This window comes from Ktedonobacter sp. SOSP1-52 (assembly GCF_016587395.1).
On the sequence record NZ_BNJH01000005.1, the window covers coordinates 266003 to 291576 of the forward strand.

20 protein-coding genes are annotated in these 25574 nt (G+C 55.6%); 15 read left to right on the top strand and 5 right to left on the bottom strand.

Features of this window, described 5'->3' with window-relative positions:
• The first annotated feature begins 207 nt into the window (after positions 1-207).
• From JMJ16_RS41885 to JMJ16_RS41905, 5 genes are all read left to right on the top strand, one after another.
• Positions 208-1431 carry a macrolide family glycosyltransferase gene (locus JMJ16_RS41885; RefSeq protein ID WP_201391254.1) on the top strand — a complete coding sequence of 408 codons (1224 nt, stop codon included), beginning with the start codon at positions 208-210 and terminating at the stop codon, positions 1429-1431.
• A gap of 164 nt (positions 1432-1595) precedes the next feature.
• On the top strand, positions 1596-3557 hold the full coding sequence (locus JMJ16_RS41890; RefSeq protein ID WP_201391256.1) for a primary-amine oxidase: 1962 nt from the start codon (positions 1596-1598) through the stop codon (positions 3555-3557).
• Between the two features lie 70 nt (positions 3558-3627).
• Positions 3628-4926 carry a 4-aminobutyrate--2-oxoglutarate transaminase gene (gene gabT, locus JMJ16_RS41895; protein WP_201391258.1) on the top strand — a complete coding sequence of 433 codons (1299 nt, stop codon included), beginning with the start codon at positions 3628-3630 and terminating at the stop codon, positions 4924-4926.
• A 183-nt stretch (positions 4927-5109) separates the two neighbouring features.
• Positions 5110-6618 carry an amino acid permease gene (locus JMJ16_RS41900; RefSeq protein WP_201391260.1) on the top strand — a complete coding sequence of 503 codons (1509 nt, stop codon included), beginning with the start codon at positions 5110-5112 and terminating at the stop codon, positions 6616-6618.
• 152 nt (positions 6619-6770) lie between these two features.
• Positions 6771-8267: a gamma-aminobutyraldehyde dehydrogenase gene (locus tag JMJ16_RS41905; RefSeq protein ID WP_201391262.1), complete on the top strand. Its 1497-nt coding sequence runs from the start codon at positions 6771-6773 to the stop codon at positions 8265-8267.
• Positions 8268-8401: 134 nt separating this feature from the next.
• On the opposite strand, the gene JMJ16_RS41910 is transcribed toward JMJ16_RS41905, so the two are convergent.
• Entirely contained in the window at positions 8402-8827 is a 426-nt protein-coding gene (locus JMJ16_RS41910) for a zinc-ribbon domain-containing protein (RefSeq protein ID WP_201391264.1), read from the bottom strand.
• A 285-nt stretch (positions 8828-9112) separates the two neighbouring features.
• Between JMJ16_RS41910 and JMJ16_RS41915 the strand changes: the two genes are divergently transcribed.
• Positions 9113-9514: a VOC family protein gene (locus tag JMJ16_RS41915; protein ID WP_201391266.1), complete on the top strand. Its 402-nt coding sequence runs from the start codon at positions 9113-9115 to the stop codon at positions 9512-9514.
• Between the two features lie 62 nt (positions 9515-9576).
• Here JMJ16_RS41915 and JMJ16_RS41920 read toward each other — a convergent pair whose 3' ends face one another.
• From JMJ16_RS41920 to JMJ16_RS41935, 4 genes are all read right to left on the bottom strand, one after another.
• Positions 9577-10434, bottom strand: a complete 858-nt coding sequence (locus JMJ16_RS41920; RefSeq protein WP_201391268.1) for an amidohydrolase — start codon at positions 10432-10434, stop codon at positions 9577-9579.
• Entirely contained in the window at positions 10427-11359 is a 933-nt protein-coding gene (locus tag JMJ16_RS41925) for an aldo/keto reductase (protein WP_201391270.1), read from the bottom strand. Before JMJ16_RS41925 ends, JMJ16_RS41920 begins: the two co-directional genes overlap by 8 nt.
• A gap of 79 nt (positions 11360-11438) precedes the next feature.
• The gene (locus JMJ16_RS41930; protein ID WP_201391271.1) at positions 11439-12215 is read right to left on the bottom strand and encodes an SDR family NAD(P)-dependent oxidoreductase; all 777 of its coding nucleotides are present in this window, start codon (positions 12213-12215) and stop codon (positions 11439-11441) included.
• Positions 12216-12227: 12 nt separating this feature from the next.
• Entirely contained in the window at positions 12228-12974 is a 747-nt protein-coding gene (locus JMJ16_RS41935) for a FadR/GntR family transcriptional regulator (RefSeq protein ID WP_201391273.1), read from the bottom strand.
• A gap of 384 nt (positions 12975-13358) precedes the next feature.
• Between JMJ16_RS41935 and JMJ16_RS41940 the strand changes: the two genes are divergently transcribed.
• From JMJ16_RS41940 to JMJ16_RS41980, 9 genes are all read left to right on the top strand, one after another.
• Positions 13359-14660: an L-fuconate dehydratase gene (locus JMJ16_RS41940; protein ID WP_201391275.1), complete on the top strand. Its 1302-nt coding sequence runs from the start codon at positions 13359-13361 to the stop codon at positions 14658-14660.
• A 55-nt stretch (positions 14661-14715) separates the two neighbouring features.
• Positions 14716-16041, top strand: a complete 1326-nt coding sequence (locus tag JMJ16_RS41945; RefSeq protein WP_201391277.1) for an alpha-L-fucosidase — start codon at positions 14716-14718, stop codon at positions 16039-16041.
• A 168-nt stretch (positions 16042-16209) separates the two neighbouring features.
• Entirely contained in the window at positions 16210-16968 is a 759-nt protein-coding gene (locus JMJ16_RS41950) for a hypothetical protein (protein ID WP_201391279.1), read from the top strand.
• A gap of 618 nt (positions 16969-17586) precedes the next feature.
• Positions 17587-20775 (top strand): LuxR C-terminal-related transcriptional regulator, encoded by a 3189-nt coding sequence (locus JMJ16_RS41955; protein WP_201391281.1) that lies wholly within the window; start codon positions 17587-17589, stop codon positions 20773-20775.
• 113 nt (positions 20776-20888) lie between these two features.
• Positions 20889-21104 (top strand): hypothetical protein, encoded by a 216-nt coding sequence (locus JMJ16_RS41960; RefSeq protein ID WP_201391282.1) that lies wholly within the window; start codon positions 20889-20891, stop codon positions 21102-21104.
• Between the two features lie 385 nt (positions 21105-21489).
• The gene (locus tag JMJ16_RS41965; protein ID WP_201391283.1) at positions 21490-21819 is read left to right on the top strand and encodes a PadR family transcriptional regulator; all 330 of its coding nucleotides are present in this window, start codon (positions 21490-21492) and stop codon (positions 21817-21819) included.
• Positions 21820-21834: 15 nt separating this feature from the next.
• Complete coding sequence (locus JMJ16_RS41970) at positions 21835-22704, top strand: pentapeptide repeat-containing protein (RefSeq protein ID WP_201391284.1); 870 nt, start codon at positions 21835-21837, stop codon at positions 22702-22704.
• 168 nt (positions 22705-22872) lie between these two features.
• Positions 22873-24243 carry an MFS transporter gene (locus JMJ16_RS41975; protein WP_201391285.1) on the top strand — a complete coding sequence of 457 codons (1371 nt, stop codon included), beginning with the start codon at positions 22873-22875 and terminating at the stop codon, positions 24241-24243.
• A gap of 44 nt (positions 24244-24287) precedes the next feature.
• Positions 24288-25466, top strand: coding sequence for a cytochrome P450 (locus tag JMJ16_RS41980; protein ID WP_236601926.1), 1179 nt, complete (start codon positions 24288-24290; stop codon positions 25464-25466).
• Positions 25467-25574 lie beyond the last annotated feature (108 nt).

Below are 25574 nucleotides of genomic sequence, written 5' to 3' on the forward strand. Positions count from 1 at the left end.
GGGAAATTTCTCCTTCGCGCCTGCGGCGCTCAGGATAATAAGTGATGAGGTGATCCTGGTGTGGCATTTGCCGCAGCCGGATCAGACACCTCATCACTTATCAATACGATATATTGTAATGTTGTATACTTTGAGCATGGTAAAGGTGGTTATTTGCTGAGGGGATAGTCAGAGCTTTCAGCTTGAAAGAGAGTATACAAGAAAAGTATGAAATATATACTTGCGAATGTGCCAGGTTTTGGGCATGTCAATCCAACCTTGCCAGTGGTGGAGGAGTTGGTGGCGCTGGGCGAAGAGGTCATCTATTATGTACCAGAGGGGTTTAAGGACGCGGTGGAGGCCGTTGGGGCGACGTTCCGGCCCTATGAGCTAGATCTAAGTAATATGGCGCCTCCAGCTATGGGCCAGGGAGGGCAGATGCCAGGCTTCCAGATCCAGAATGCCCTGCCATTTCGGATGATCAAGGAGAGCCAGCGTATCCTCCCCCAGGTCCTGGAGCAACTGAGGCAGGAACGTCCAGACGCAATTCTGTATGATCCAATGTGCCTCTGGGCGCGGATCGCGGCCCAGGTGCTGCATATTCCAGCTATTCAGTTGCGCCCATCCTATGCCGTCAATGAGCATGTAAAACTCTTTCCGATGGGGCCGGGAAATGGGGCACGTGGCCCGGTGCCGCTTCCATTTATGCAGCAGATCCGCGAGGATATTGCCACGTTATGCGAGCAGTTTGAGCTTCCGCCCTTTGATCTTCAGGGGATCTTTGGCCATGCCGAGCCGCTCAATATCGTTTTTCTGCCCAGAGCCTTTCAGCCTGCGGGCGAGACCTTCGATGAGCGTTTTGTCTTTGTTGGTCCCTCAATTCGCCCACGGCATGAGAAGAGCACTTTCCCGCTGGAGAAGCTTGAGGGCGCACCGGTGCTCTACATCTCTATGGGAACAGTCTTTAACAATCAGCTTGAGATCTTTAAGGGCTGTATCGAAGCCTTTGGAGGAACTAAGCAGAAGGTGGTGCTCTCCTATGGCAAACGCATTCAGCCAGCCGAGTTGGGCCCACTGCCTGCCAACTTTATTGCCGCGGCCTACACCCCTCAGCTAGAGATCCTGGCGCATACCGACGTCTTTGTTACGCATGGTGGTATGAACAGTACCATGGAGAGCCTTTATTATGGTGTGCCGATGGTGGTTCTTCCACAGATGGTTGAACAGCAGATGACGGCGCGCCGCGTCTCGGAACTGGGCCTGGGCGTCATGCTAGAGTCTAGTCCTGGCTCCGCCCAGAAGCTACGCGAGTCCGTCGAGCGTGTCCGCCAGGATGTCAGCTTCCGCGCACGCGCGCAGGAGATGCAGCGCGCCATCCAGCAGACGGGCGGCTATCGCGAGGCTGCTGACGCTATTATGGGCCACACTCAGAAAACCCTGCAAAGGGCATAGCTTTAGAGCGGAATAGAAGCGAAGAGCGCCACTTTTTTATCTCTTTACGAGAAGAAAGTGGCGCTAAATTTATCTATTCTATCCATGGCTTTCTCTTTTATTTCCATCTATATTAGTAGAAGCCCCATATTTGATTCACTAATAAAGAAGAGGTAGATACCTTTATGACAGATATTCACCAGGCCACTGATGCCCTCTCTCCATCTGAGGTAACGCTGCATCCTCTGGAGCCGCTTACTCTTGAAGAGATTACCGCCGCGGTCGACATTGTGCGCACTGAGCAGCAGCTCGGCGAGGATGTGCGTTTCGTCTCGGTGAACCTGCACGAGCCAGCCAAAGAGATTGTCCTGAACTTTAAAGAGGGCGACGAGATCGCGCGCGAGGCGTTTATAGTGCTACTCGATAAAGCATCGGGGACAACCTATGAGGCCGTGGTCTCGGTGACGGAGAAGCGCGTGAAGAGCTGGAAGCATATCCCCGGCGTCCAGCCAGCTGTGCTCTTTGAAGAGGTCGTGGAGTGCGAAAAAGTGCTCAAGGCGCATCCTGAGTTTCAGGAAGCCCTGCGCAGGCGTGGCATCACCGACCTGGACCTGGTGATGGTCGATACCTGGACTGTGGGCAACTATGGCCACGAGGAGGAACGGACGCGGCGTATCTTGCGCTCCCTGGCGTATTTGCGCTATAAGCCCACGGATAATGGATATGCCCGCCCCATTGAAGGCATTATCGCCTTTATCGATGTTAACCAGATGGAGGTTATCCGGGTTGAAGACCATGGGATTGTTCCCGTGCCGCCCGAGGCAGGTGAGTATACGCCTGAGGCCGTGGGAGAGATGCGTACCGATCTAAAGCCTATTCAGATTAGCCAGCCCGAGGGGCCGAGCTTTAGCGTACATGGACACGAGGTACGCTGGCAGAAGTGGCGCTTCCGCATTGGCTTTACCACGCGTGAGGGGCTGGTGCTACATACGCTGGGCTACGAGGACCAGGGCCGGGTACGCCCCATCATGTACCGGGCATCCCTAGCTGAAATGGTTGTACCCTATGGTGATCCAGGAGTCAGCCATTATCGCAAGACGGCCTTTGATGTCGGCGAATACGGCGTAGGCATCCTGGCTAATGCGCTTGAGCTGGGCTGCGACTGCCTGGGCTATATCCACTATTTCGACGCGCTCGTCACAGATGGCTTCGGTAATCCGGTGCGCTTGCCCAATGCCATTTGTATGCACGAAGAAGATTTCGGTATCCTGTGGAAGCATGCCGATTGGCGCGTGGATCGGACTGAGGTGCGCCGCTCGCGTCGCCTGGTTATCTCCTTTATTGCTACCATTGATAACTATGAGTATGGCTTCTTCTGGTATCTTTATCAGGATGGCAATATCGAGTTTGAGGCCAAATTGACTGGTATCGTGAGCACGGGTGCGGTACCTCCTGGTGTGAAGCCAAAGTATGGTCAACTGGTGGCGCCGCAGGTCAATGCTCCTATTCACCAGCATATCTTCTGTCTCCGTATGGATATGATGATCGATGGCGTCAACAACTCTGTGTACGAGGTCCATACCGAGGCCGAGCCGCTGGGGCCAGAGAACCCCTATGGGAACGCCTTCTTCGCCAGGTCGACTCTGCTGGCGACCGAGATCGAAGCTCAGCAGACGATTGACCCTTTCTCCGCACGCTACTGGAAGGTCGCCAACCCCAATGTGCAGAATTGCCTGGGTGAATTCGTGGCCTATAAGCTGATGCCGGGCGATAACGCTCTGCCTTTCCTGCATCCAGAGTCAAGCATCATGAAGCGTGCTGGCTTTATCAAGAAAAACCTCTGGGTCACTCCATACCATGAAAAGGAACTCTATCCCGCAGGCGATTATCCTAACCAGCACGCGGGTGGCGAGGGCCTGCCGGCCTGGACCCAGGCCAATCGCTCTCTGGAGAATACGGATGTGGTTCTCTGGTATGTCATGAATGCGCACCATGTAACGCGCCCCGAGGACTGGCCTGTGATGCCCGCGACCTACATTGGCTTTATGCTCAAGCCGGTCGGCTTCTTTGATCGCAACCCCTCGTTGGACGTGCCCCCGCCTACGAGCGCCCACGATCACTGTTGTGAACACACCGGTAGTAAATAATGTGTTTGGTGGTGGAGGCCTGCCGTATGCTAGAATTGAAGGGTAGTACAGTTATTGCGAGGGAGGTCTCATGCTCAAAGGACAATCTCGTACGGAGACCCTGTTGCAACTCCGTAGGGACCAGGTGCCACGGGGAGTGGCGAGCACGCATCCTATTTTTGCCGCGCGCGCACAGGGCGCTCAACTCTGGGACATAGACGGCAATGAGTACATCGACTTTGTGGGTGGTATTGGCGTACTCAATGTAGGTCATAGTCATCCTAAAGTGATCCAGGCCGTGCAGGCCCAGCTAGAGCGTTTGACGCATAGCTGCTTTCAAGTTGCCATGTATGAGTCCTATGTGCGCCTGGCGAAGCGCTTGAATGCCCTGGTTCCTGGGGCTGGAGCGAAAAAGACGATTCTCTTGACCACGGGTGCCGAGGCGGTCGAGAACGCGATCAAGATCGCGCGGGCCGCGACAAAGCGACCCGCAGTCATCGCTTTCACGCATAGCTTCCATGGTCGCACCTTGATGGGCATGAGCCTGACGGGCAAGGCCACGGCCTATAAGCAGAATTTTGGTCCCTTTGCTCCCGAAGTGTACCATGCGCCATATCCTTACGATTATCGTGGATGGAATAGCGAGCGAGCGTTGGCCGCCTTCCAGGAGACGCTGCTGACCGAGGTAACGCCAGATCGAGTTGCGGCGGTGATTATTGAGCCGGTGCTTGGCGAGGGCGGTTTTGTGCCCGCGCCAGTGGAGTTCTTACGTGAGCTGAGGCGCATTACGCAGGAGCACGGTATCTTGCTGATCGCCGACGAGGTGCAGACGGGCTTTGGGCGCACGGGCAAGATGTTCGCTATCGAGCATAGCGGCATAGAGCCTGACATGGTCGTGCTGGCCAAGAGCCTGGCTGGCGGCCTCCCACTCTCGGCGGTGGTTGGTCGCGCCGAGATCATGGACGCTCCCGAACCAGGTGGCCTGGGTGGCACATACGCGGGTAATCCTCTGGCTTGTGCCGCGGGTCTGGCCGTGCTGGATGTCTTCGAGCAGGAGCATCTGCTTGAGCGCGCGCAACAACTGGCGCAGCGCTTTTCAAGCCAGTGCCAGGCGTTGCAGCAGGAGGTCACGGAGATAGGCGATGTACGAGGCCTGGGCATGATGCTTGCTCTCGAGTTCGTGCACGATCGTGAGAGCAAAGAGCCAGCCTCTAAGCTTGTCGACCAGATTGTGAAGCAGGCGCGCGAGCAAGGATTACTGCTGCTCAAGGCTGGCCTGTATGGGAATGTCGTACGCATCCTGGTGCCCCTGGTGATTGAAGAGCCGCTCATCTCCCGTTCGTTGGAGATCCTGCGTGCCGTGGTAAAAGGAGTAGTGCAGCAGGAATAAACCTCTTGGGGAAGGGAGGGCAAAGTTTTCTTACCAGCTCGGTATAGGTATATACCTTACCACAGGCTCCCAGCGTTGTCGGAGCCTGTGGTAAAGCGCATAGAGTAAACAACGTCGTTTCATATATTCGCGCTTCTGACATGCCTGATTATCTTCTATTCTTTACACTGAAAGGAACAGACCATGTCACTGGTAGATAATGTCTCGGATCAACCTGAGGTAAACGTGCAAAAATACGGTTATAAGCAAGAGTTTCGTCGCGACCTCAAACGCTTCGCTTCATTCGCGGTTGGCTTCTCGTTTATTTCCATCACCACTGGTATCTTCTCCACCTATGGCGGCGTCTTAAACTGGGGTGGTCCCCTGGGAATCTGGACCTGGCCCTTTGTCGCGCTTGGCCAGTTGTTTGTGGCCCTCGTCTTCGCATCTCTCGCCTCGCGTATCCCTATTGCTGGCTACTCCTATCAGTGGATGTCGCGCCTGGCGAATCCAAAGATTGGTTGGCTGATTGGTTGGGTCTCGTTCACCTTTCTGATTGTTGTGGTTGTCTCCGTTGACTATGGCATTGCACAGACGATTTTCCCGAGCCTCTTCCACTATACAGAGACACCCATCAATGCATGGATTGTGACGGCTGCGATTGTCCTGGTGCAGATGCTCCTCATTCTCTTCTCCACTGCCTGGTCTACGCGCATCAATAATGCGGCCGTTGGTACCGAAGTGATTGGCATTGTGGGCCTTACTCTGCTCTTGCTCATTGTCGGTCTTGTGCGGGGGGGGCTGCATCCTGATCACCTCTTTAGCATGGGAACTGTTCCCGCGGCAGGTTACTTTAGCCTTGGCACGCTGACAAGTGTGGGACCGTTTATTTTCTCCTTCTTGCTAGGTTCTTATACCATCGTAGGCTTTGAGGCCGCCGCCAACCTGGCCGAAGAGACGGAGAACGCGCACAAGGTTGTCCCGTTCTCGATGTGGAGTGCTGTGGTCTTAAGCGGCATCGTCGGTATGCTCTTCTTGATTGCCTTGAACCTGGCCTCGGGCGACCTCAAGGTCCTGGCTGGTTCGGCCACTCCGGTTGCTGACATCGTAACTCAGACTCTAGGTACGGTCGTCGGTGATATCTTCTTGATCCTGGTGACCTTCTCGATCTTTGCCTGTGGCCTGGTGATTTTCATTACCGCGACACGCCTGGTATGGGCCATGTCACGCGACGAGCGCTTCCCCGCCTATCGCCTCTTCCAGCGCGTTGATAGCCATACCAGCACTCCCCTGGCCGCAACTATCCTGTGTGGCGTCGTGATCGAGATTGTTCTGGCAATCTTCGCCACGCAGACTAATACCCTGACAAACCTGTTCAGCGCCTCCTCGCTACTGCCTGCGATCGTCTATCTGGCGACCGTCATCCTCTATATCAGCACCAGGCGCAAACTGCCGAAAGCACAAGGCTTCAGCCTGGGCGCGTTTGAGTGGCCAGTGATGATCCTGGCGCTGGTCTGGCTAGTCTTTGAACTGTCCATCTTCCGCGATGCCTCGTTTCAGACGCCCTGGCTCTATTCTCTGGTCATGTTTGCGCTGGGTTTGATCTACTTTGTTTACATGCTGGTGAGGCGCCCGCAGGTACTGAAGACGCTACCCCTGGAGGGAACGTCGGTCGAAGAGAAGCCTGGAATCGCCTCTTCTCAGGCGGATTAAGCTTAATATTGATAGAGTTCATTCCTCTTGTCTGGTGCGAGAGGAACAATGCCAGCATGCCAATTATGTTAAGAGAGTGGCATGCTAGCACTCTTCCTGGAGCTCTGATGCCTCCCGTAGAGGTATTTATGTCATTTGAAAGGGTAGCAGCTATGACTGAATACAATATGCTGATCAATGGGCAGCTTGTCAAAAGCAGCATGGGCAAGGTGGTTGATGACCTCAATCCAGCCAGTGGTGAAGTCATCGCCCAGGTTCCTGAGAGTTCACTTGAGGATATGCAGCATGCGGTTGCGGCTGCCCGTGAAGCGTTCAATGATGGTCGCTGGTCGAATCTGCTTCATGGTGCGCGTGCCGCTACGCTTGAAAAATTGGCCTCATTGGTGGAGGCTCATGCGGGAGAACTGGCCGAACTTGAGTCTCTTGACACTGGTAAGCCCATCAAGCTGGCGCGCGATAGTGATATCCCCTTCGCCATCGATAACTTGCGCTTCTTCGCGGGCGCGGCCCGCCATCTCGCGGGCGTTGCCGCCAGCGAATACTCGGGAGGACATACCAGCGTGATCCGGCGCGAGCCGGTGGGCGTCGTGGCCTCGGTAGCGCCCTGGAACTACCCCTTTATGATGCTAGCCTGGAAGATTGGACCCGCCCTGGCGGCAGGCAATAGTGTCGTCTTCAAGCCCTCGCCGGAGACGCCCCTCACCGCCTTGAAGCTGGGTGAACTGGCTCTGGAGGCAGGCATCCCTGATGGTGTACTCAATATCATCACGGATGGTCCTGAGGTTGCTCCCAGCCTGGCGAGCCATCCAGGCGTCAATATGGTCTCGATCACAGGTAGCACGCGTAGCGGTAAATATGTCATGCGCGCCGCCGCCGAAACAGTCAAGCGTGTTCACCTGGAGTTGGGTGGCAAGGCCCCCTTTATCGTCTATGAGGACGCGGATATTGAGGCCAGTGCCTATGGCGCAGTGGTCGGCGGCTATGTCAACTGCGGCCAGGATTGTACCGCCGCGACACGTATCTATGTCCACGAAAGCATCTATGACCGCTTTATGGAGTCCTTCTTGGGCAAGGTCAAGCAGATTCGTGTTGGCGATCCTGCCCAGGAGAGCACTGACATGGGATCGCTCATCTCTGCCAGACAGCGGGATGCCGTTGAAGGCTATGTCGAGCGTGCTCTGCGTGCGGGTGCGAACATTCTGGCTGGTGGGAAGCGGGCCTCCATCCCTGGCTTTGAGAAGGGTTTCTTCTTCGAGCCAACCGTGATCGCGGAGGATCGGCAGGCCGCCGAGATTATACAATCTGAAGTCTTTGGTCCCGTCGTGGTCGTGAGTCGCTTCTCGTCTGAGGAGGAGGTCTTGCGCAAGGCGAACGGGGTGGTGTATGGCCTGGCCGCCTCGGTCTGGACAAAAGACATCTACAAAGCCATGCGTGCCAGCAAGGCCCTGCAATTCGGCACCGTATGGGTCAATGACCATCTCCCCCTGGCTTCCGAGATGCCGCATGGAGGATACAAGGAGAGCGGAATTGGCAAGGACATGTCGCTCTACTCCTTCGAGGAGTACACCCAGATCAAACATGTCATGATCGAACTCTCGGGCGAGGCACGCAAAGGCTGGCACTACACCATCTTCGGCGACCCCACCTAAAAGTGGTAAGGATGTGGCGGCTGAACTCGATTTGAGCTCTGGCGCAGAGACCTCGCCCCTCAGTCTTGGCTGAACCATCTGAGGTATAAAATAATTTGTTCGAGCATGAAAAGAACAGGGAGATGAGGCTAGCCTCATCTCCCTGTTTTCCATTCCATCTGGGCCTGCTGCAGGTCGATCAGCTCCTGCTCCAGGCGCATAACCTCTTGCTGTAGGCGCTGCTTTTGCTGCTGTGGGCCCAGCAGGCGGAGATCCTCGAACCATTTGTAGCCAAGTCTGAGTAGGCCATGAGGCACAAACGCGGCAGTCTGATAGTATTGTGAGCGCGTATTAGACATGCCGCTGGTTATGTGTTTCAGCTCAAGTTTGAGTTGCTTGATCTCAAGCTTGCGTGTGGCGATCTGGTCTTTGTAAGGATTTGCCGCGTTCCTACTACTGTGCCTTCCCGGCGCTTGAGGCGCGTAGGAAGCGATAGCATTAGGTTCCCTGAGCGATGCTCCACAGTTTTCGCAGAAGTGCGCGCCATCCTTCACCCGCTGGCCGCAAGCATTACAATACATACCTGTGTCCTCCTTGAAAAGTAGTATGCATGTAAATAATACGGATGGCCTCTGCTAGTGGATGCGCTGCCCTTGCGAGCCAATGTGGAGTAGTCGCGTACGCAAGTAGCGGGTGAAAATAAGAAAGAGCAAGGTTGGAGAAGTTTTGCCTCTCCTTCTCTGCTAGACTGTTCTTTGTCGAGCACAGACGTGCCTGCCACTCTCTACTCGGGAGAGGGGCATGACTCACGCTCATGGACTTCCGTTCTGTCTCGACAGAGAAGAAAGTAAAAGAGGTAGAAAAACATGATTAATGGAATAATCGCGACGGTAGTGTTCGTCCAAGATCTTGCCAGGTGTACGACGTTTTATCGAGATACGTTCAAACTTCCGTATATGGGGAGCGACGCCGATTCTTCCACTTTCCTTCTGCAAGAACGGCACCTGATCCTGCTCTCGCTCTCAGGTGCCGCAGACCTGCTGGGCGCGGATCCCAATACGTTCAAGATTGGTGGAGCTCCTCGCGTTGTTCTGGCCGCCAGTATTGAGGATGTCGACGCCGCATATGAGGTGCTCAAGGCAGAGGGAGTCACGTTCCTCAGACCCCCAACTGACCAGTCCTGGGGGTTGCGCACGGCGCACTTTGCCGATCCAGAAGGCAACCTCTGGGAGATTAATCAACCCATAGAAGCAAAGGCAGAGGGGTAGGCCAAGCCATTCTGTGACTATCGCGCCAATTGCTCACATTGCATCCTATTTACCAGCGGTGTTCAGGCCTCCAGGCGATACCAGTGGCGGGCGTTGGCGCGCCAGAGCTTCTCGCGGGCCGTGGTCGAGAGCTCGCTTGTCAGGGCATCGAGGGTCTCGACCCAGCGCGTATAGGAGCTTGCCAGGAGCATGACTGGCCAGTCGCTGCCAAATAAGACGCGCTCTTCACCAAATGCGTTGAGGGCATCGTGTATGTAGGGTTTGATATCATCGGGTTTCCAGGTGCTGTGGTTGGCCTCGGTTACCACACCGCTGATCTTGCAGGCCACGTTGGGGTGCCGCGCAAGCTCGTTTAATCGCTTACGCCATGGTTCGCGCTCTTCCCTGGCAATGGCGGGCTTCCCCAGGTGATCGAGGATAAAGCGCACCTGGGGACAGCGCTCCACCAGCTGGATGACCTCTGGAAGCTGCTCATGACGAATGCAGAGGTCGAATGAGAAGTTATAGTCTGCCAGGACTTGAACCCCTTCGAGAAAGTTCGGCGAGAGGCAGAAGCCGAGGGCTTCGCTCTGAACGTTGCGCCGCACACCCTTGATCAAGGGGCCAAGCGTGGTAAGGGCCTGTAAGTGTTGTGTGGCAGCCGCGCCAAGTTCGAGGGGAGCAGCGGCTACAATTCCTTGCAGCCGCTTATCCTGTTGTGCCAGCTCTACTACCCAGGAGGCCTCGGCGAGTGCCTGGGCTGGCTCAACCCCTGTCTCGACGAAGACAAAGGCCTCTACCGCTTGTATGCTGGTAGCCTGGGTAAATTCAGCGAGGCCATAGTCCTGGTCAAGCGTGGCGTCCCCTGCCAGCCAGGAACGCTCAAGCTGGTCACGTTGCCAGAGGTGGACATGGGTGTCTATGAGGGCGAAATCAGGCATGGGTGACATCCTTTACCTTCAGCCAGAGTTCTTCTGGAATGGAATACAGGGCCAGGGCCAGCGTCTGCTCCAGGCGTTCGGGTTTAGAGATACCGACGATAGTGGAGGTAATGCGTGGGTCGCGCAGGGAGAACTGGAGTGCCAGCGCCGCCAGCGGCACCTCATATTCCTGGCAGAGTTTTTCGAGGGCGAATGCCTGCTTGAGCATGTCTTCTGATGCCTGCCCATACATATAGCGTGGGTAGGCTGAAGGCCCCTTGGCCAGGATACCTGAGCCATAGGGGGCGGCATTGACGGCGGCGACTCCATGTGCCTGGCAGACGTCCCAGAAGGGCGAGGCCTCTCGCTCCAGCAGGGTGTAGCGGTTGTGCGAGATCGCGACGCTGAAGAGGTCGGTCTCCACAAAGCGGGTCATCATGTCGATGGGGCCGCCCGCGATACCAATATGTTCTATTACCCCCTCGGCCTGAAGCTGGCGCATAACCTCGACGGGGCCGCCAGGGGCCATGGACTTTTCAAAACCGATATGTTCTGGATCATGTAGATAGCAGAGCTGTAGGCGCTCCACGCCAAGCAGATGTAGGCTACGCTCCACGCTACGGCGTATCTGTGCTCCGCTGAAATCCCCTGTGGTCAGGTCACGATCAGACTTACTGGCGAGCACAAAACCAGGAGGCAATCCGCCAAGCTCGCGCAGGACGAGGCCAATGCGGCGCTCGCTCTCGCCATCACCATACGAGGCGGCGGTATCCACAAAGGGAATGGGGCCGGAGAAGATGGCGCGAATAGTGGTGAGGGCCTGTTCCTCGCTTACGGAATAGTCGAAGGTTTCGGGCATATTACCCAGTTCGGCGCAGCCAATGCAGAGCGCGGGTACCTGTAAACCTGTTTTTCCCAGTGGACGTAGTGTAAGCGCGTTTTCCATGGTGCCTCCTATGAATGCAGCGTGCAAAACAATATTAGCCATTTGATGGCATAAATATATAATAACTACTTGGCGGTCCCTACTTGGCAGTCCAGCCGCCATCAATGACCAGGGCGCTTCCGGTGACGAAGGCCGCCTCCTCTGAGGCCAGGTAGAGCGCGGCGGAGGCGATTTCGTCTGGGCGTCCCATGCGTCCAATTGGTTGGCGCGTGTGGAGCGACTGGCGCACCTCATCCTCGCGTCCGGGGAAGTTGCGTTGGAGATAGCCTTCTACGAAGGGAGAATGAACGGTGCCGGGACAAATAGCGTTGCAACGAATGCCTTGTTGCACGAAGTCAACGGCGATACTGCGGGTCAGAGAAAGCACCGCGCCCTTGCTTGCCGAGTAGGGAAGGCGCTGTTCAACGCCTATCTGGGCCGCGACCGAGGAGATATTAATGATCGTGCCGCCCTTTGGCTCCTGCTTGAGCATCTGGCGCACCGCCTCACGCGCACAGCGGAAGACGCCCCCCGCGTTGACATTCATCACGCGCTCCCAATCCTCGTCGCTAGTCTCCAGAATCGTACCCACATGACTGATGCCCGCATTATTAACGGCGATATCGATACGACCATACTGCCTGGCAATAGCCGCGAATGCCTCCTGTACCTGGGAAGTGTTGGCCACATCTAGCTCCTGTGGCTGAGCTTGCCCACCCTCGGCCTTGATCTCCGCCGCGACCCGCTCAGCAGCATCCAGGCGGAGGTCAGCGATGATGACCTGCGCGCCCTGTTTGGCGAACAAGCGCGCAATGGCCTCGCCAATGCCAGAACCTGCCCCTGTAATAAAGGCGACTTTATTGTGTAGTGAAAACATCCTTGCCTCCTCTTAGTTCGTATGCTGGTCATTCAGCAGGCGGCGTTTGACCTCCTGGCGATAGGCCTGGTAGACGGAATCAATGTGCTGCTGCATGGCGTGAGCTGCCTCTTCTCCCTGGCCGTTACGTAAGGCCTCAAAGACCGCTATATGCTGCTGTGCAGACTCGCGTAAAGAGCCAGGATAGCCGCCTACCGCCAGTTTGACGGCCCAGCGCTGTAAGCTAATAACATTCTTGATCGTTTCGATGAAGAAGGGATTATGTGTGGCCTGGGCGATGGCCTGGTGGAACTGGTTATCGCTGAGAATAAACGTATCGAGTTGCTCTCCTTCAGCGGCCCGCCAGTTCGCGGCGATTAGGCGCTCCAGTTCGCGGAGTTCAGCCAGGGTGATATGTGTAGCAGCCAGGCGCGTGGTAAGCATCTCTTGTTGGCCGCGAAACTCAAAAAGCGCCTGTACCTGGTCTGGTTCGACAGCGAGTGAGAGATGCAGGATACCAGGGGTCTGGCCCGCGACATACACACCAAAGCCCTTGCGTACCCCGACCAGGCCTGTGGCCGTGAGATATTTGACCGCCTCACGGACCACGCTACGGCTCACACCGAAGCGCACGCCCAGGGCCTGCTCCGTAGGCAGGCGCTCGCCAGGTTTGAGCCTGGAGGCCACAATAAAATCAATGATATGCTCCGCAACCTGTTGATATTGGGGGCGATAGGCTGTCTCCAGCCCTGGCCCTCCAGCATTCTCTTCCGCTAGCACGTCGCTGCTCCTCACCCGCTATAGCAAACAGCTATGTCAGTTCAGTCTCGGTGCAATGTATGCCCATACAGCCATCGCTAAGTCTGACTTATAGTATTGGTAATGACAGATATATGAAATAAGTATAACATACATAGCGAGATTTGCTAAGTGGATAATTAATGAACACCCTCTGTGCCATTTTGCGCGCTTGACAGTCCAGAATGAGCATGGTATACCCTTTTATGTGCCCTAAAAAAGGAGCATAAGACCGTGAGATACAAAAACCAGGGTTTTACCCTGGCCTGGCTCTAGGAAACTAGTAGAAATATATCATACTTATTTTTGGATTCTTGTCTGTAACATGCTATCTGTTAGATATCGCGTTTATAAGGAGTGTGCGCTTTGGCAGTAAAAATCACAGCTATTCAGGTTCACGATGTGCGTTTTCCCACTTCGCGGAGCCTGGATGGCTCAGATGCAATGAACAAAGACCCCGACTACTCGGCTGCTTATGTTGTGTTGCGCACCGATGAACCCACCGGTCTGGAGGGCCATGGGATGACCTTCACCATTGGCCGAGGTACTGAGGTTGTGGTGGCCGCGATCCAGGCCCTTGCTTACCTGGTAGAAGGGCATGCACTGGAAGAGCTCACTGCCGATATGGGGGCCTTCTGGCGCTCTATTACGGGTGACAGCCAGTTGCGTTGGATCGGACCGGAGAAGGGGGTTATTCACCTGGCGACCGCCGCGCTGGTCAATGCGGTCTGGGATCTGTGGGCCAAGGTCGAGGGAAAACCGCTCTGGAAGCTGGTCGCGGATATGGCGCCCGAAGAGCTGGTACGCTGCATTGATTTTCGCTATATTACCGATCTTTTAACGCCTGAAGAGGCGCTTGAATTGTTGCAGAGCCAGGCTCCAGGGAAGGCCGAACGCGAGGCCGAGTTGCTGCGTAAGGGCTATCCCGCCTACACCACCTCTGCAGGCTGGTCAGGATATAGCGATGAGCATATGCGCAATCTGTGCCGCACCGCTCTGGCGGAGGGCTGGACACGCTTTAAGCTCAAGGTTGGCGTAAGTCCCGAGGACGACGCTCGGCGGGCGCGCATCATGCGCGAAGAGATTGGCCCGCAGAACCTTCTAATGATGGATGCGAACCAGGTCTGGGAGGTAGACGAAGCTATAGAGCATATGCGGGACCTGGCACAATTCCAGCCCTGGTGGATCGAGGAGCCGACCAGCCCGGACGATATTCTAGGGCATGCCAGGATCGCCCAGGCGCTCGCACCCATCCATGTCGCGACAGGAGAGCATGTACAGAACCGCATCGTTTTCAAGCAACTGCTACAGGCTGGCGCGATTGGCGTCTGCCAGATTGATGCCTGTCGGCTCGGTGGGGTCAATGAAGTGCTGGCTGTGCTCTTGATGGCAGCCAAATGTGGAGTCGCGGTCTGTCCACACGCGGGCGGCGTAGGGTTGTGTGAATATGTGCAGCACCTCGCCATGCTGGATTATATCGCTATCAGTGGCACTGTAGAGCAGCGAATGCTGGAATATGCCGCGCACCTGCATGAGCACTTTTTGTATCCCGTTCGCCTGCAAGGTGGACACTATCTCGTCCCCACTGAGCCGGGCTACAGCATCGAGATGCGCCCAGAGTCATTACAAGAGTATCGTTATCCATCTGGTCCTGCCTGGGTCAGGTAATGGCCTGAGAGTAACGTGTGTGTATAGAACTTCAACAATGAAGTGGAGGGAATCGATGACTACCATAGATGCGAGTACCAATCAGGCAGTCGTACCGGAGCGCGCACGCTGGTTTACGCATGACCGCTTTGGCCTCTTTATTCACTGGGGCATCTACTCAGCGATTGCACGCTATGGGCGTGGGGGACTGGCAGAGTGGTCTAAGAGCATGGACCAGATCAGCGAGGAGGAATACCAGACCTATTTCGAGACCTTCGATCCTGATCTCTACAATCCTGTCACGTGGGCAAAGATCGCGAAGGCGGCGGGCATGAAGTACGCCGTCATCACGACCAAGCATCACGATGGCTTCTGCCTGTGGGATACGCAACTGACGGATTATAAGGCTACCAACACACCAGCCGGTCGCGATTTAATCCGTGAGTGGGTAGAGGCTTTTCGTGCTGAGGGCCTGCGCGTGGGTTTCTATTATTCGCTTATCGACTGGCATCATCCTCACTTTCCCCTGGACGGTTTTCACCCCAGGCGCGAAGACCAGGCCGTGCGAGCAGAATCCAGAGATATAAATATTTATCTGGAGTATCTCAGGGGTCAGGTGCGTGAGCTGTTGACGAACTATGGCCCAATTGATGTTATATGGTTTGACTTCTCCTATCCCGAGAGTGATTGGGGTTGGGCCAAAGGCAAGGGGCGCGATGACTGGCAATCTGAGCAACTGCTGGAACTGGTGCGCCAGCTAAGGCCCGATATCCTGCTGAACAATCGCCTCGACCTGCCCGCGGCGGCTGATTTTGTCACCCCTGAACAGGTGCAGCCGCGAGGCTGGATCGAGGTCGATGGGCGCCGCGTCACCTGGGAAGTCTGCCAGACGATCACCAGTAGCTGGGGCTATGACCGCGACAATCTGGACTGGAAGTCGCCTGACTTGCTTATACGTCTGCTTATCGACGCCGTTTCGAAGGGGGGCAATATGCTCTTGAACACCGGTCCCACGGCTCGTGGCGAGATTGATCCACGCTCACAGGTGATTCTAGGAGAGCTGGGAGCATGGATGAAGCGCCATGGACCAGCGATCTATGGCGCGAGCGCCAGTTCGTTTGCCGCACCTCCCGATTGTCGCCTGACCCAACGTGGCGACCGCCTGTATGTGCATCTCTTCTCCTGGCCCATGACCCACCTCTTTTTAGAAGGTCTGGCAGGCAAAGTCCGCTTCGCCCGCTTCCTGCACGATGGATCGCGCATCCGTTTTCACGATGGAACACTCGCTGGTAGTCATACCACCCCTTCTGGCGTGACGTCCGATGTGTTGACGCTGGAGCTTCCCAGCCAGCGCCCCGATGTGCTCATCCCCGTGATTGAGCTATATCTGCGCGAAGAATAAATTTCATTAAAAAATGCATGGAGCGACCAGTGTATGCCGGTCGCGCTCCATGTATTTTTTTAATGAAATTTATAGATGGTGTTATTTTTTGTTTCTCTTTCGTTTCTACAAGTGTTGAAATATACATACCGATTCTGGTTGTGGGGAAATGTTGGAAGGGAATATTTCATGAGAATTACTGATCTTATCGCGACCCTGGCGGGGGTCATATCTATTGTCTCGGCCGCCGCTGGCGTCACACAGTTTCTAGTAAACAATAGCCGGAATAAGGGCTTGCAGCAGCGTAAGAGCCTGATCATGCATTGTGTGTTTACGGCTATGCTGACAGTCGCCTTTGTGATGAGTGGGGTCGCGGTCTATGCCTTATTTCTGCATCCTCAAGTAACGGTGAACAACCGGGCAGCTATCGCACTTCCAGGCTTGCCAGGACATACTCCTTCGCCTGTAGTAACTGTGATCCAGGAAAATAAGTTCGCCGAAACCTCCATGGTCACAGTGACGCCTACTACATCGTCAACGGTGGGGAGTGATGATATACCCAAAACCTACAGCTTTAACCGCTCGCTGACCTGCCTCACCTCTTGCCAGGCGCAATTGGCTTTGACGCTAATAAAGGTCGTTGTGGATCCCGCTCAACAGAATACTACCTGGTATTTTACAGTGGCTAATAATGGGGCCACCGCCTGTAGTAGTATGTATGCGAGCATGATTATTCAGGACGGAGCGGGTCAGAAGTTGTCAGGAGGCCCTCCAGGAACATTGACGCAGCATGGCCTCTCACTCGATGCTGGTCAGACGCAGGAGCGAGACACAACGGTGTCCCTGGCGCCAAAGTCTGGTACATCCTACCTGCTCAAAGTCTCGACCTCGTGTGAGCCAGTCGCAACGAACGCAACCTACCTGGTTGAAACACTGACCTTTAACTGATGTTACTGAGTAATAGAGTCTAGTGGTAGTAAGCGCGAAGAGTCGCGCTTACTACCATCTATTGCACACTCCGGAGAGAGTGGGTTTATATCGGCTTATTGGTAATTGACCCAAAGAGTGGGCAGGTTTTGACCTCCAGGCGGGCTTTTTGCGCCTCCAGATTGAGCACTCAGGCATTGATGGGTCGAGAGAGCGCACTGCAAGCCATTCATTGTGCTCCGTTTTTGGAAATTCGCAAAGAAATGCTTGTCAGGGTCCGACATAATTTCTCCAACATATTTCGCTAAAGGGATCTTTGTGTAAGCTCTTCATTTAGTGTCACTTACTCATCTCGCACTCAAAAAATGACACGTTGAATCTGGCACGTTTTTTGAGACTGCCCAATCACAAGGCTCATGCCCGCGGAAGTGCTGCGAGAGAGCGCCGAAAAAGCAGCTCAGGGAGTGTCAAGAAACGGTCGATTTTGAATCATTTGCCTGATACATCATTGAACAGTCTGGACAGATGAAGCTGGAGCGGATGCGCACGCTTGCAGGCTCGCCTCCCCTTTGCTATACTCACCCTGTTGGGGAGTTGGGGAAGACGTTCATTGTGGAGTTGTGGAGAAGAAAGGAAGCCATGCCAAAACCAGCAGCTCATGCTCTGCTCTGGTCTCCCGAGAACCAGTGCTATCTTTTGCATACCCTCAACCAGCCACCATTGCCTCTGTTTCCAGAAGACAAGGAAGCGTGGCGGGCCTGGTTGACGACGCATTCCTCCTTTTCCTTTCAGGGTCAACATGGTCACTTAAATGTCCTCAAAGAGGTTCGTTCTCGCGGAAATGGCTACTGGTATGCCTATCACACCCATTCGGCCCAGACCAGGAAGCGCTATCTGGGAACCGATGCGACCGTGACCCTGGTTCGTTTAGAGGAGATAGCACAGGATCTCCAGGAGGGCCAGCAGAAGCTGTCATTGTTCCCCTCGGACGTGCTGGAGGCGAGGCCTGTTTCCTTGCATTTCTTCCCTGCTGGCAACGAGACCCCTTCTCGCCTCGTCGAGCCTGGTGACTCTTTCGACGATCCCGGCATGCTGATGGTGCTGACCAGGCTGGTTCCTCCCCCTCTTCCTGCCGCCCTCGTGGGACGGGAGCGTCTGCTCTCGGCTCTGGAGGCCGCGCTGTCCTGCCCACTGACCTTGCTCTCTGCCTCCGCTGGCTGGGGCAAAACCACCCTGCTCTCCGCGTGGGCGCAGCGGCATCAGGGAGCCGTTGCCTGGCTGTCTCTGGAGCCCCTGGACAGTGACCCAACGCGCTTCTGGATCTCGGTGATCGCGGCTCTGCGGACGTGCTGGCCAGAAATGGGAACGCATGCCCTTGCCCTGTTGCACACCTCTGCGCCGCTTTCGACCAGTTTGACTACCCTGCTCAATGAGTTCGCAGGTCAACAGGCGGAGGACTCCCCTCTGGTGCTGATCCTGGATGACTATCATGTGATCGACGAACCGAGCATTCATGCCTCGCTGACCTTCTGGCTGGAGCATGTGCCCCCGCATGTGCACCTGGTGGTGGGCAGTCGCGTCGACCCGGATCTGCCTCTCTCTCGCTTGCGGGTGCGCGGGCACCTGGTCGAGATCCGCGATACCGATCTGCGCTTTACACGGGAAGAAACGCAGCGCTTTCTCACGCAGCGCATGGGACTTGCCCTCTCGGAGGCCGAGGTGACACTGTTGGAAGCGCGCACCGAGGGCTGGATTGCCAGCCTCCAACTGGCCGCCCTCTTCCTCCAGAAACAGACGGACTCCTCGGCTTCGGTGCACATGCTTAGTGGCAGCCAGCGCTTCGTGCTCGATTACCTGCGTGAAGAAATCCTCACCAATCTGCCGGAAGACCTGCAAGACTTCTTGCTGAAGACCAGCTGGCTCAATCCTTTGAGTGCCTCCCTCTGCGATGCCATCAGAGGCAGAGAGGATAGTGCTCACCAGCTCGAACAGGTAGAGCGAGCGAATTTGTTTCTCCAACCCCTCTCCGAGAGCCGGCAGTGGTATCGCTATCATGCCCTGTGGGCACAGGCCATGCAGCATGAAGCACAGCTTCGCCTGGGGACAGACACGCTCCGTTCCCTGAGGAGCAAAGCCAGTCAGTGGTATGAGCAACAGCGGATGTTCCCAGAAGCGATTGAAACGGCACTGGCGTGTGAGGAGTTTTCCCGCGCGGCTGTGCTCATTGGACGGTTTTTGGTCCCGAACAGCTTTCACAATGCGTATCATCTGCTCTGCTCCTGGCTCAAACGCCTGCCAGAGAAGCTGCTGCAAGCGCAACCGGAACTCTGCCTTCAGTATGTGCTCGCGTTGACATTTACGACTGATCGACGTTCGCCTGGGACCTGGGAACAGGTCAAGAGGCTTCTTCAGTGGGCAACGCAAGGCTTTGAGGCGACGCAACAGTGGAGGCAACTGGGGGAAGCACTGCAACTGCACGCCGAACTGGTCTTTTTTCAAGATGATCAAGCCCGCGCGTTGGCGTTGACTCGTCAAGCCAGATCACTCCTTTCCGGACAGAGTCTGATGTATTCGGACAACGTTGTGATGAGCGGATTAGAAGCCTTCATGGCAGGCGAGACGGACGTGGCCTACCAGCGCCTCCTTGAAGGGTATAGGGGGTTAAAAAACCTTGGCAATCTTTCTGCTGCCTTCGCGACATCCCTCATGTTAGGAGCAGTCTGCGTGGAAAAAGGCGAACTGCACATGGCCTCACACTACTACCACCAGGCCCTTGCCCATATGGATGAAGATCAGGAGATTGCTCGACAGCAATTGCTGCTCTCTACAGGAAGCACAGAACCGTTCTTCGTCTCCTGGGCCTATCATGCTCTTGCGCAACTTTCTTATGAGCGCAATGAACTCTCCGACGCTCAGCGCCATCTCTCTAGAGCGCAGACACTGAGAGCAACGCCGGAGAAAGGGATTCACGTTCTGGCATCGGGCGCTCTCGTCCAAGTTCGCCTGCTACACGCTTGTGGGGAGACACAGAAGGCACAGGAAGTGCTTTCGAAATGGGAGATGCATACTCGTTTCTCCTGGTCTTTGAGCGGAATACGCGTCTGCCAGGCGCGACTCCAACTGGCACATGGAGATCTGTCAGCAGTCGAACAATGGGTGCAGGAAAAGGATCAGACGTTCGGTTCCCGAATGCACGAACAGGAGGAAGCACTCCCACTCCTGCTCCAGCAAGAAGAAGCACTGCTCCTTGTGCGTTTGCACATTGCGCAAAAAAAAGGGGAAACCGCGTTGAAAGCGTTGGCCCCCTGGAAAGAGAAGGCTCAGGCGCAGGGACGCAGGCGTAGTGTTCTGGAAATCCTGATTTTAGAAGCCCTGGCCCACGTTGCCTGCCAAGAACAGAGGCAGGCCAAATCCTCTCTGCGAGAGGCGTTACGACTGGCACAGCCGGAAAACTATCAACGCCTCTTTCTGGATGAAGGCCCAGCGATAGAAGCCCTGCTCAAAACGGTGCTTCTGGAGCTCCACGAGGCGTCCTTGATCTCCTTTGTGCGAACCATCCTGCGCGCTTTTGCGAAGGCGCCATATGCCCGGTCTGCCGAAGAGGCATCTCCTCCTCAGGAAGCTTCGCTGCCCCTGGAGCCACTCAGCGATCAGGAGCAACGGGTCCTGCGTCTGCTGATCGTGGGGCGTTCGAACCCGGAGATTGCGCGTGAACTGGTGATCTCAGTCAATACCGTGAAAACCCATATCCAGGGTCTCTACCGAAAACTCAACGTTCACAATCGTATTGAAGCCAGTGAGGTAGCGCGACGTCTGGCATTCCTCTGATGTGTTCCTCTTTTCCACTCACCCACTTGTAATCACCTTCCTGGGTGAAGGCAACTCACCCAGTGGCGTTCTATACTCCAAATATCCTGAACGAAGGGAGGAAGGCGCTAAATATGCGATGCCGCATCTGGATCAAAGGACACCTGGACCCATCCTGGCAAGAATGGTTCGAGAATCTGGAGATTCTCCCCGAAGTATCTGGCAGAACGGTGCTGTGTGGATCCCTGGTCGATCAAGCGGCGCTCTATCGGGTTCTGCTCAAAATTCGCAGTCTCGGCTTAGTCCTGGTTTCACTGGATACAGATGAGCTACCTTCGGTCCAGGGGTAGCGCTAGTGTTCGCTATCACCAGGGGCAGCGTAGCGGGCAAGGCAAGCATCTATCACTCTTTCTGCTCAAAAATGGGCTGGTGTTTCTCTCTAGGATGAGTCATGCTCCACGATCAGCGATGATGAGCCAGAGGAGAGTCCCAGCGTCATGGGAACCAGGCTTCCTCGTTGTCTACGAGGCAAAAGTTGCGGAGGTCTTGCCAGAACCGGAAGCCGCAACGTGGCGCTCGTTTTCCCAATAGGTCTTTGCCCTTGCCCTCTCCCATCCGCATCCAGGGAGGTCAACAAAGAACGGAGATCTGGTTTATCCAACAAAGTATCATCATTGAAATATTACCTTGACAATCACAGTACTATACTGTATAATCCAACTACGAGGTGATGATATGAGTGAAAACAAACTGACTTCCGACCTGCTGCGCGGACATACCGATACGATGATTGTACGGCTCTTATCGGAAGCTGACCGCTACGGCTACGAGATTGTCAAGCTGATTGCTGAGCGCTCAGGTGGGGAATATGAATTAAAGGAAGCCACTATGTACTCCAGCGTCCGGCGGCTTGAGATGGATGGTGAGATCGAATGGTATTGGGGCGATGAATCGCAAGGCGGAAGGAGGAAATACTTCCGAATTACGGAAAAAGGGAAAGCAACCTACGATCGCAACAAACGCAACTGGGAGTACGCCAAGAGCGTGCTTGAGAACTTCTTGTAAAGGAAAGGTATTGTTATGAGTGAGAAATTGACCCACTATGTTAACAGCGTGTTTGCTCCCTACGATGGGGTCAAAAGCGCGACCGAATTGAAGGCTGATCTGCTCTCCGATTTGCAGGAGCGGTTTCGTGAGCTCAAAGCCGAGGGCAAGGATGATGACACCGCCTTTGACTTGACCATTGAGAGTATCGGCGACATTGAGCACACCGTCCGGGAGGTCGCCAACCTCTCCCGCTCGCTGCAGCGGCAGATGTCCATCAACTTGAGTGCGAGCCATCTGCCTCAGAGCGACTTCGCGGGCGTGACCGCGCATCAAGGCAATTTTAAAAGTAGCGCGTTACGCGGCTCTGACTTTACGGGCGCCGACCTCACTGGGAGCTCGTTCCGGGGGAGTGACGTCCGTGAAGCCAATTTTGCGGGTGCCAATCTGACCGATTGCGACTTCTCCACCCTGGACCTGGCGGAGGCGAACTTCCGTGACGCCATCCTTGTGCGCACCAACTTCAGCACATCGTGGCTGGTCGGAGCACAATTCATCGGCGTCACGCTCACGGATATCAACTTCGCGAAGACCGACCTGAGAAAAACCACCTTTGAACGCTGTCGCTTTCTCGGTGTGGACTTCACCTCTTCGGATCTGAGCGGACAGCGCTTTGATGGGCAGACCTTTCAGGGCGTCAGGTTTGACGAGGCGGGACTCAAGGACACGTCGTTTCGGGGCGCAACCCTCAAAAAGGTGTCGTTCCGCTCGGCGTCTCTGTGGTCGAAGAAATATTACCGGGCCCTCAAAACCATTTCCTTTGACGGCGCGATGATGGATAAGCTCACCTATGCCGCCCTCAAAGGCCTGGAGGTTGATCTCTCCAAGGTCACTGTTCTCTCATGAGAAGAAGACGATGCACAACATTTCCATCCAGAGAAACGATCTCCACAAATCATACAAGAAGCTCGATGTCTTACAATGCGTACATTTCACCGTGGAAAGCGAACCATAAGCGATGTGTCTGAGTCTTTCCAGGAAGGACGAGCAGAGAAGCAAGAATAAGGAATTATCATGCCAACTACTTTGAATCCAGAGGAATTCGCACCAGCTAGAACGCCGGAAATAGTGAAGCAGACAGGCGAAACGAACACACACAATGGTTCGATGGAAAGCGCAACGCAGCCAGACACAGCCAAACCGGCTGCTGGAGGGATGATGCGGCTCTTCAAAGTGCCCAATTTTATGTTACTCTTCGGCGGTCAGACCATCTCGACCTTCGGCGACGCGCTCTACATGGTGGCGCTGCCGTGGCTGATCCTGACCACGGGCGGCAGCGTACAGGAGCTAGGCATTGTGTTGTCCGCGTACGGCATTCCCCGCGCGGTGTGCATGCTGGCGGGTGGCTGGCTCTCGGATCGCCTGCGCCCACGCCGGTTCATGTTGCTTGCTGATACGCTGCGCCTGCTGTTGATGGGAGTCCTGGCGGTGCTGGCCTTTGGTGGTCATCCTCTCCTCTGGCAGCTCTGCGCCATTGCGGTGCCGCTGGGTGCCCTGGGAGGCGCATTCACACCCGCTTCCATGTCCATGGTGCCAGATATCCTGGACAAAGACGATCTGCAAGCTGGCAATGGACTGATGATGGCCTCGATGCAGGGCGCGAACTTGATCGGTTCATCGGTCGCTGGCGTGATCGTCTCCGGGCTTACTTCGGCAGTGGCTCTAACTATCGACGCGGTCACCTTTCTCGTCTCGGCGGGCTCGCTCGCGCTGATGGGGGGGACAAAACATGCCACACCTGATGGAAGCCAGACCGAAGCCAGTCAGGACCATCCACAAGCCAGCGCGCAGGAAGCGGGGGCACAGATCAGTTTCTGGGGGTATCTCGGCACCTCACGCTTGATTCAGATTGCCCTGCTCATGTTCATCGTGAGCAGCCTTGTGACAGGTGGGTTGATCGAGGTGGCACTGCCCGCGCTGGTTCAGGGTCCCATGCATGGGAGCGCGAGCGGGTTTGGGTTCATCCTGGCGGGTTGGGGCGCGGGCGCGCTCATCGGGTCCATCCTCACTGGCATGGTGGGCAAATACAAACACAAAGGGCTGATTATCCTCCTGGGGGGGATGATCATAGCCGCCATGTTTGCGCTGCTCCCGGTTGGAGGGGTGCTCGGAGCCGTGGCCTGTATGCTCATTGGCGGCATCGCCAGCAGTGGCTTCGCCGTCCTGTTCTTCACCGCGGTTCAAATGAACATTCCGAGCCATCTGATGGGGCGTGTCATGGGCTTGTTGATGTTCAGTTCATCAGGGCTCTATCCTGTCTCGACGGCCCTGGCTGGTGTCCTCGCCAACCATTTCGGTCCAGCCATCCTCTTCCCATTCTCTGGGCTTGTGCTGGCTGTGGTGATGCTATTTGGGGTGACGCAAAAAGTGATGCGAGAGCTCTAACGCAGAGAATCAAGTAGAAGATATGAAAAAGAGAAAGAAGAAAGATGATGCAGACAAAGACCAATAGAGAAGAGATCGTTGCCTTGTATGACGGGTTTCGTCAGATGCGTGAGACGCAGCCCGTTTCCTTCAACCCGAATTTCCAGGCATGGAACCTCTACCGCTATGACGATGTGGCACGCGTGCTCAGCGATCATGCAACGTTTTCTTCCGAGCAAAACCGCTTCATACCAGCCGAGTACCGCGATAGCAGCCCGATCAGTTCGAGCATTGTGCGCATGGACCCGCCGCGCCATCACAAGCTGCGCCAGATCGTGTCGCAAGCCTTCACGCCACGCAGGGTAGCGCAGATGGAGTCGCGCATCCAGGAGATTACCAACGGCTTGCTCGACCAGGTAGTGGCAAAGGGTGAGATGGATGTGATCGGGGATCTGGCCTATCCGCTGCCGATCACGATCATTGCAGAGTTGTTGGGGATCCCCACCGAGCGGCGTGCAGAGTTCAAGCAGTGGTCCGATGCCTTCGTCTCGGGAGACGGAGAAGCGACGGAAGAGGATATGCAGGCGAGCATGCAGGCAATGAGCAGCATGGTCAGCTACTTCACCCAGCTCTTTGAGGAGCGGCGTGCCCATGCCCAGAATGATCTGGTGAGCGCGCTGCTGCTGGCGGAAGTGGATGGGGAGCACCTCTCGAACGAGGAATTGATCGGGTTCTGCGTGCTGCTACTGGTGGCAGGCAACGAGACCACGACCAATCTGATTGGCAATGCCATCCTGTGCCTGGATGAGTATCCAGGAGAAGTGGAACGGCTGCGTGCCCAGCGCGACCTGGTGCCCAAAGCGCTTGAAGAGGCCCTGCGCTACTACTCGCCGATCAGACTCCAACCGCGCTGGGCGGTGACCGAGACGACAATTGGCGAGCAGCGCATAGAGGCTGGTCAAATGCTCTTTGCCTGGATCATCTCAGCGAATCGTGATGAGGCCCAGTTCCCCGAGGCCGATCAATTCACGATCGAGCGTGAGCCGAATCGGCACCTGGGCTTCGGGCGCGGCGTCCACTTCTGTCTGGGGGCTCCCCTGGCTCGTTTGGAGGCGAAGATTGCGCTGAACGCGATGCTCGATCGCCTGCCTGGCTCCTGGCACGTGCCCGATGTGTCGCTGTCCCCGATCAAGAACATGTCCACTTTTGGCATAAAGAAGCTGCCCCTGACCTGGAACAAGTAACAGCACATGCGTGCTGGCGAGCAGATCCCTCTCCGATGAGCGTTGGTAGAAACCCTCCCAAATGCTTCTCCACAGCCATCGGAGGGATCAGCCAATCATCACCGCTCT

Bases quoted from the DNA above. Each gene is read 5' to 3' on its own strand.
- JMJ16_RS41885 (WP_201391254.1), top strand. From the start codon at position 208: ATGAAATATATACTTGCGAATGTGCCAGGTTTTGGGCATGTCAATCCA.
- JMJ16_RS41890 (WP_201391256.1), top strand. From the start codon at position 1,596: ATGACAGATATTCACCAGGCCACTGATGCCCTCTCTCCATCTGAGGTA.
- gabT (WP_201391258.1), top strand. From the start codon at position 3,628: ATGCTCAAAGGACAATCTCGTACGGAGACCCTGTTGCAACTCCGTAGG.
- JMJ16_RS41900 (WP_201391260.1), top strand. From the start codon at position 5,110: ATGTCACTGGTAGATAATGTCTCGGATCAACCTGAGGTAAACGTGCAA.
- JMJ16_RS41905 (WP_201391262.1), top strand. From the start codon at position 6,771: ATGACTGAATACAATATGCTGATCAATGGGCAGCTTGTCAAAAGCAGC.
- JMJ16_RS41910 (WP_201391264.1), bottom strand. From the start codon at position 8,827: ATGTATTGTAATGCTTGCGGCCAGCGGGTGAAGGATGGCGCGCACTTC.
- JMJ16_RS41915 (WP_201391266.1), top strand. From the start codon at position 9,113: ATGATTAATGGAATAATCGCGACGGTAGTGTTCGTCCAAGATCTTGCC.
- JMJ16_RS41920 (WP_201391268.1), bottom strand. From the start codon at position 10,434: ATGCCTGATTTCGCCCTCATAGACACCCATGTCCACCTCTGGCAACGT.
- JMJ16_RS41925 (WP_201391270.1), bottom strand. From the start codon at position 11,359: ATGGAAAACGCGCTTACACTACGTCCACTGGGAAAAACAGGTTTACAG.
- JMJ16_RS41930 (WP_201391271.1), bottom strand. From the start codon at position 12,215: ATGTTTTCACTACACAATAAAGTCGCCTTTATTACAGGGGCAGGTTCT.
- JMJ16_RS41945 (WP_201391277.1), top strand. From the start codon at position 14,716: ATGACTACCATAGATGCGAGTACCAATCAGGCAGTCGTACCGGAGCGC.
- JMJ16_RS41950 (WP_201391279.1), top strand. From the start codon at position 16,210: ATGAGAATTACTGATCTTATCGCGACCCTGGCGGGGGTCATATCTATT.
- JMJ16_RS41955 (WP_201391281.1), top strand. From the start codon at position 17,587: ATGCCAAAACCAGCAGCTCATGCTCTGCTCTGGTCTCCCGAGAACCAG.
- JMJ16_RS41960 (WP_201391282.1), top strand. From the start codon at position 20,889: ATGCGATGCCGCATCTGGATCAAAGGACACCTGGACCCATCCTGGCAA.
- JMJ16_RS41965 (WP_201391283.1), top strand. From the start codon at position 21,490: ATGAGTGAAAACAAACTGACTTCCGACCTGCTGCGCGGACATACCGAT.
- JMJ16_RS41970 (WP_201391284.1), top strand. From the start codon at position 21,835: ATGAGTGAGAAATTGACCCACTATGTTAACAGCGTGTTTGCTCCCTAC.
- JMJ16_RS41975 (WP_201391285.1), top strand. From the start codon at position 22,873: ATGCCAACTACTTTGAATCCAGAGGAATTCGCACCAGCTAGAACGCCG.
- JMJ16_RS41980 (WP_236601926.1), top strand. From the start codon at position 24,288: ATGATGCAGACAAAGACCAATAGAGAAGAGATCGTTGCCTTGTATGAC.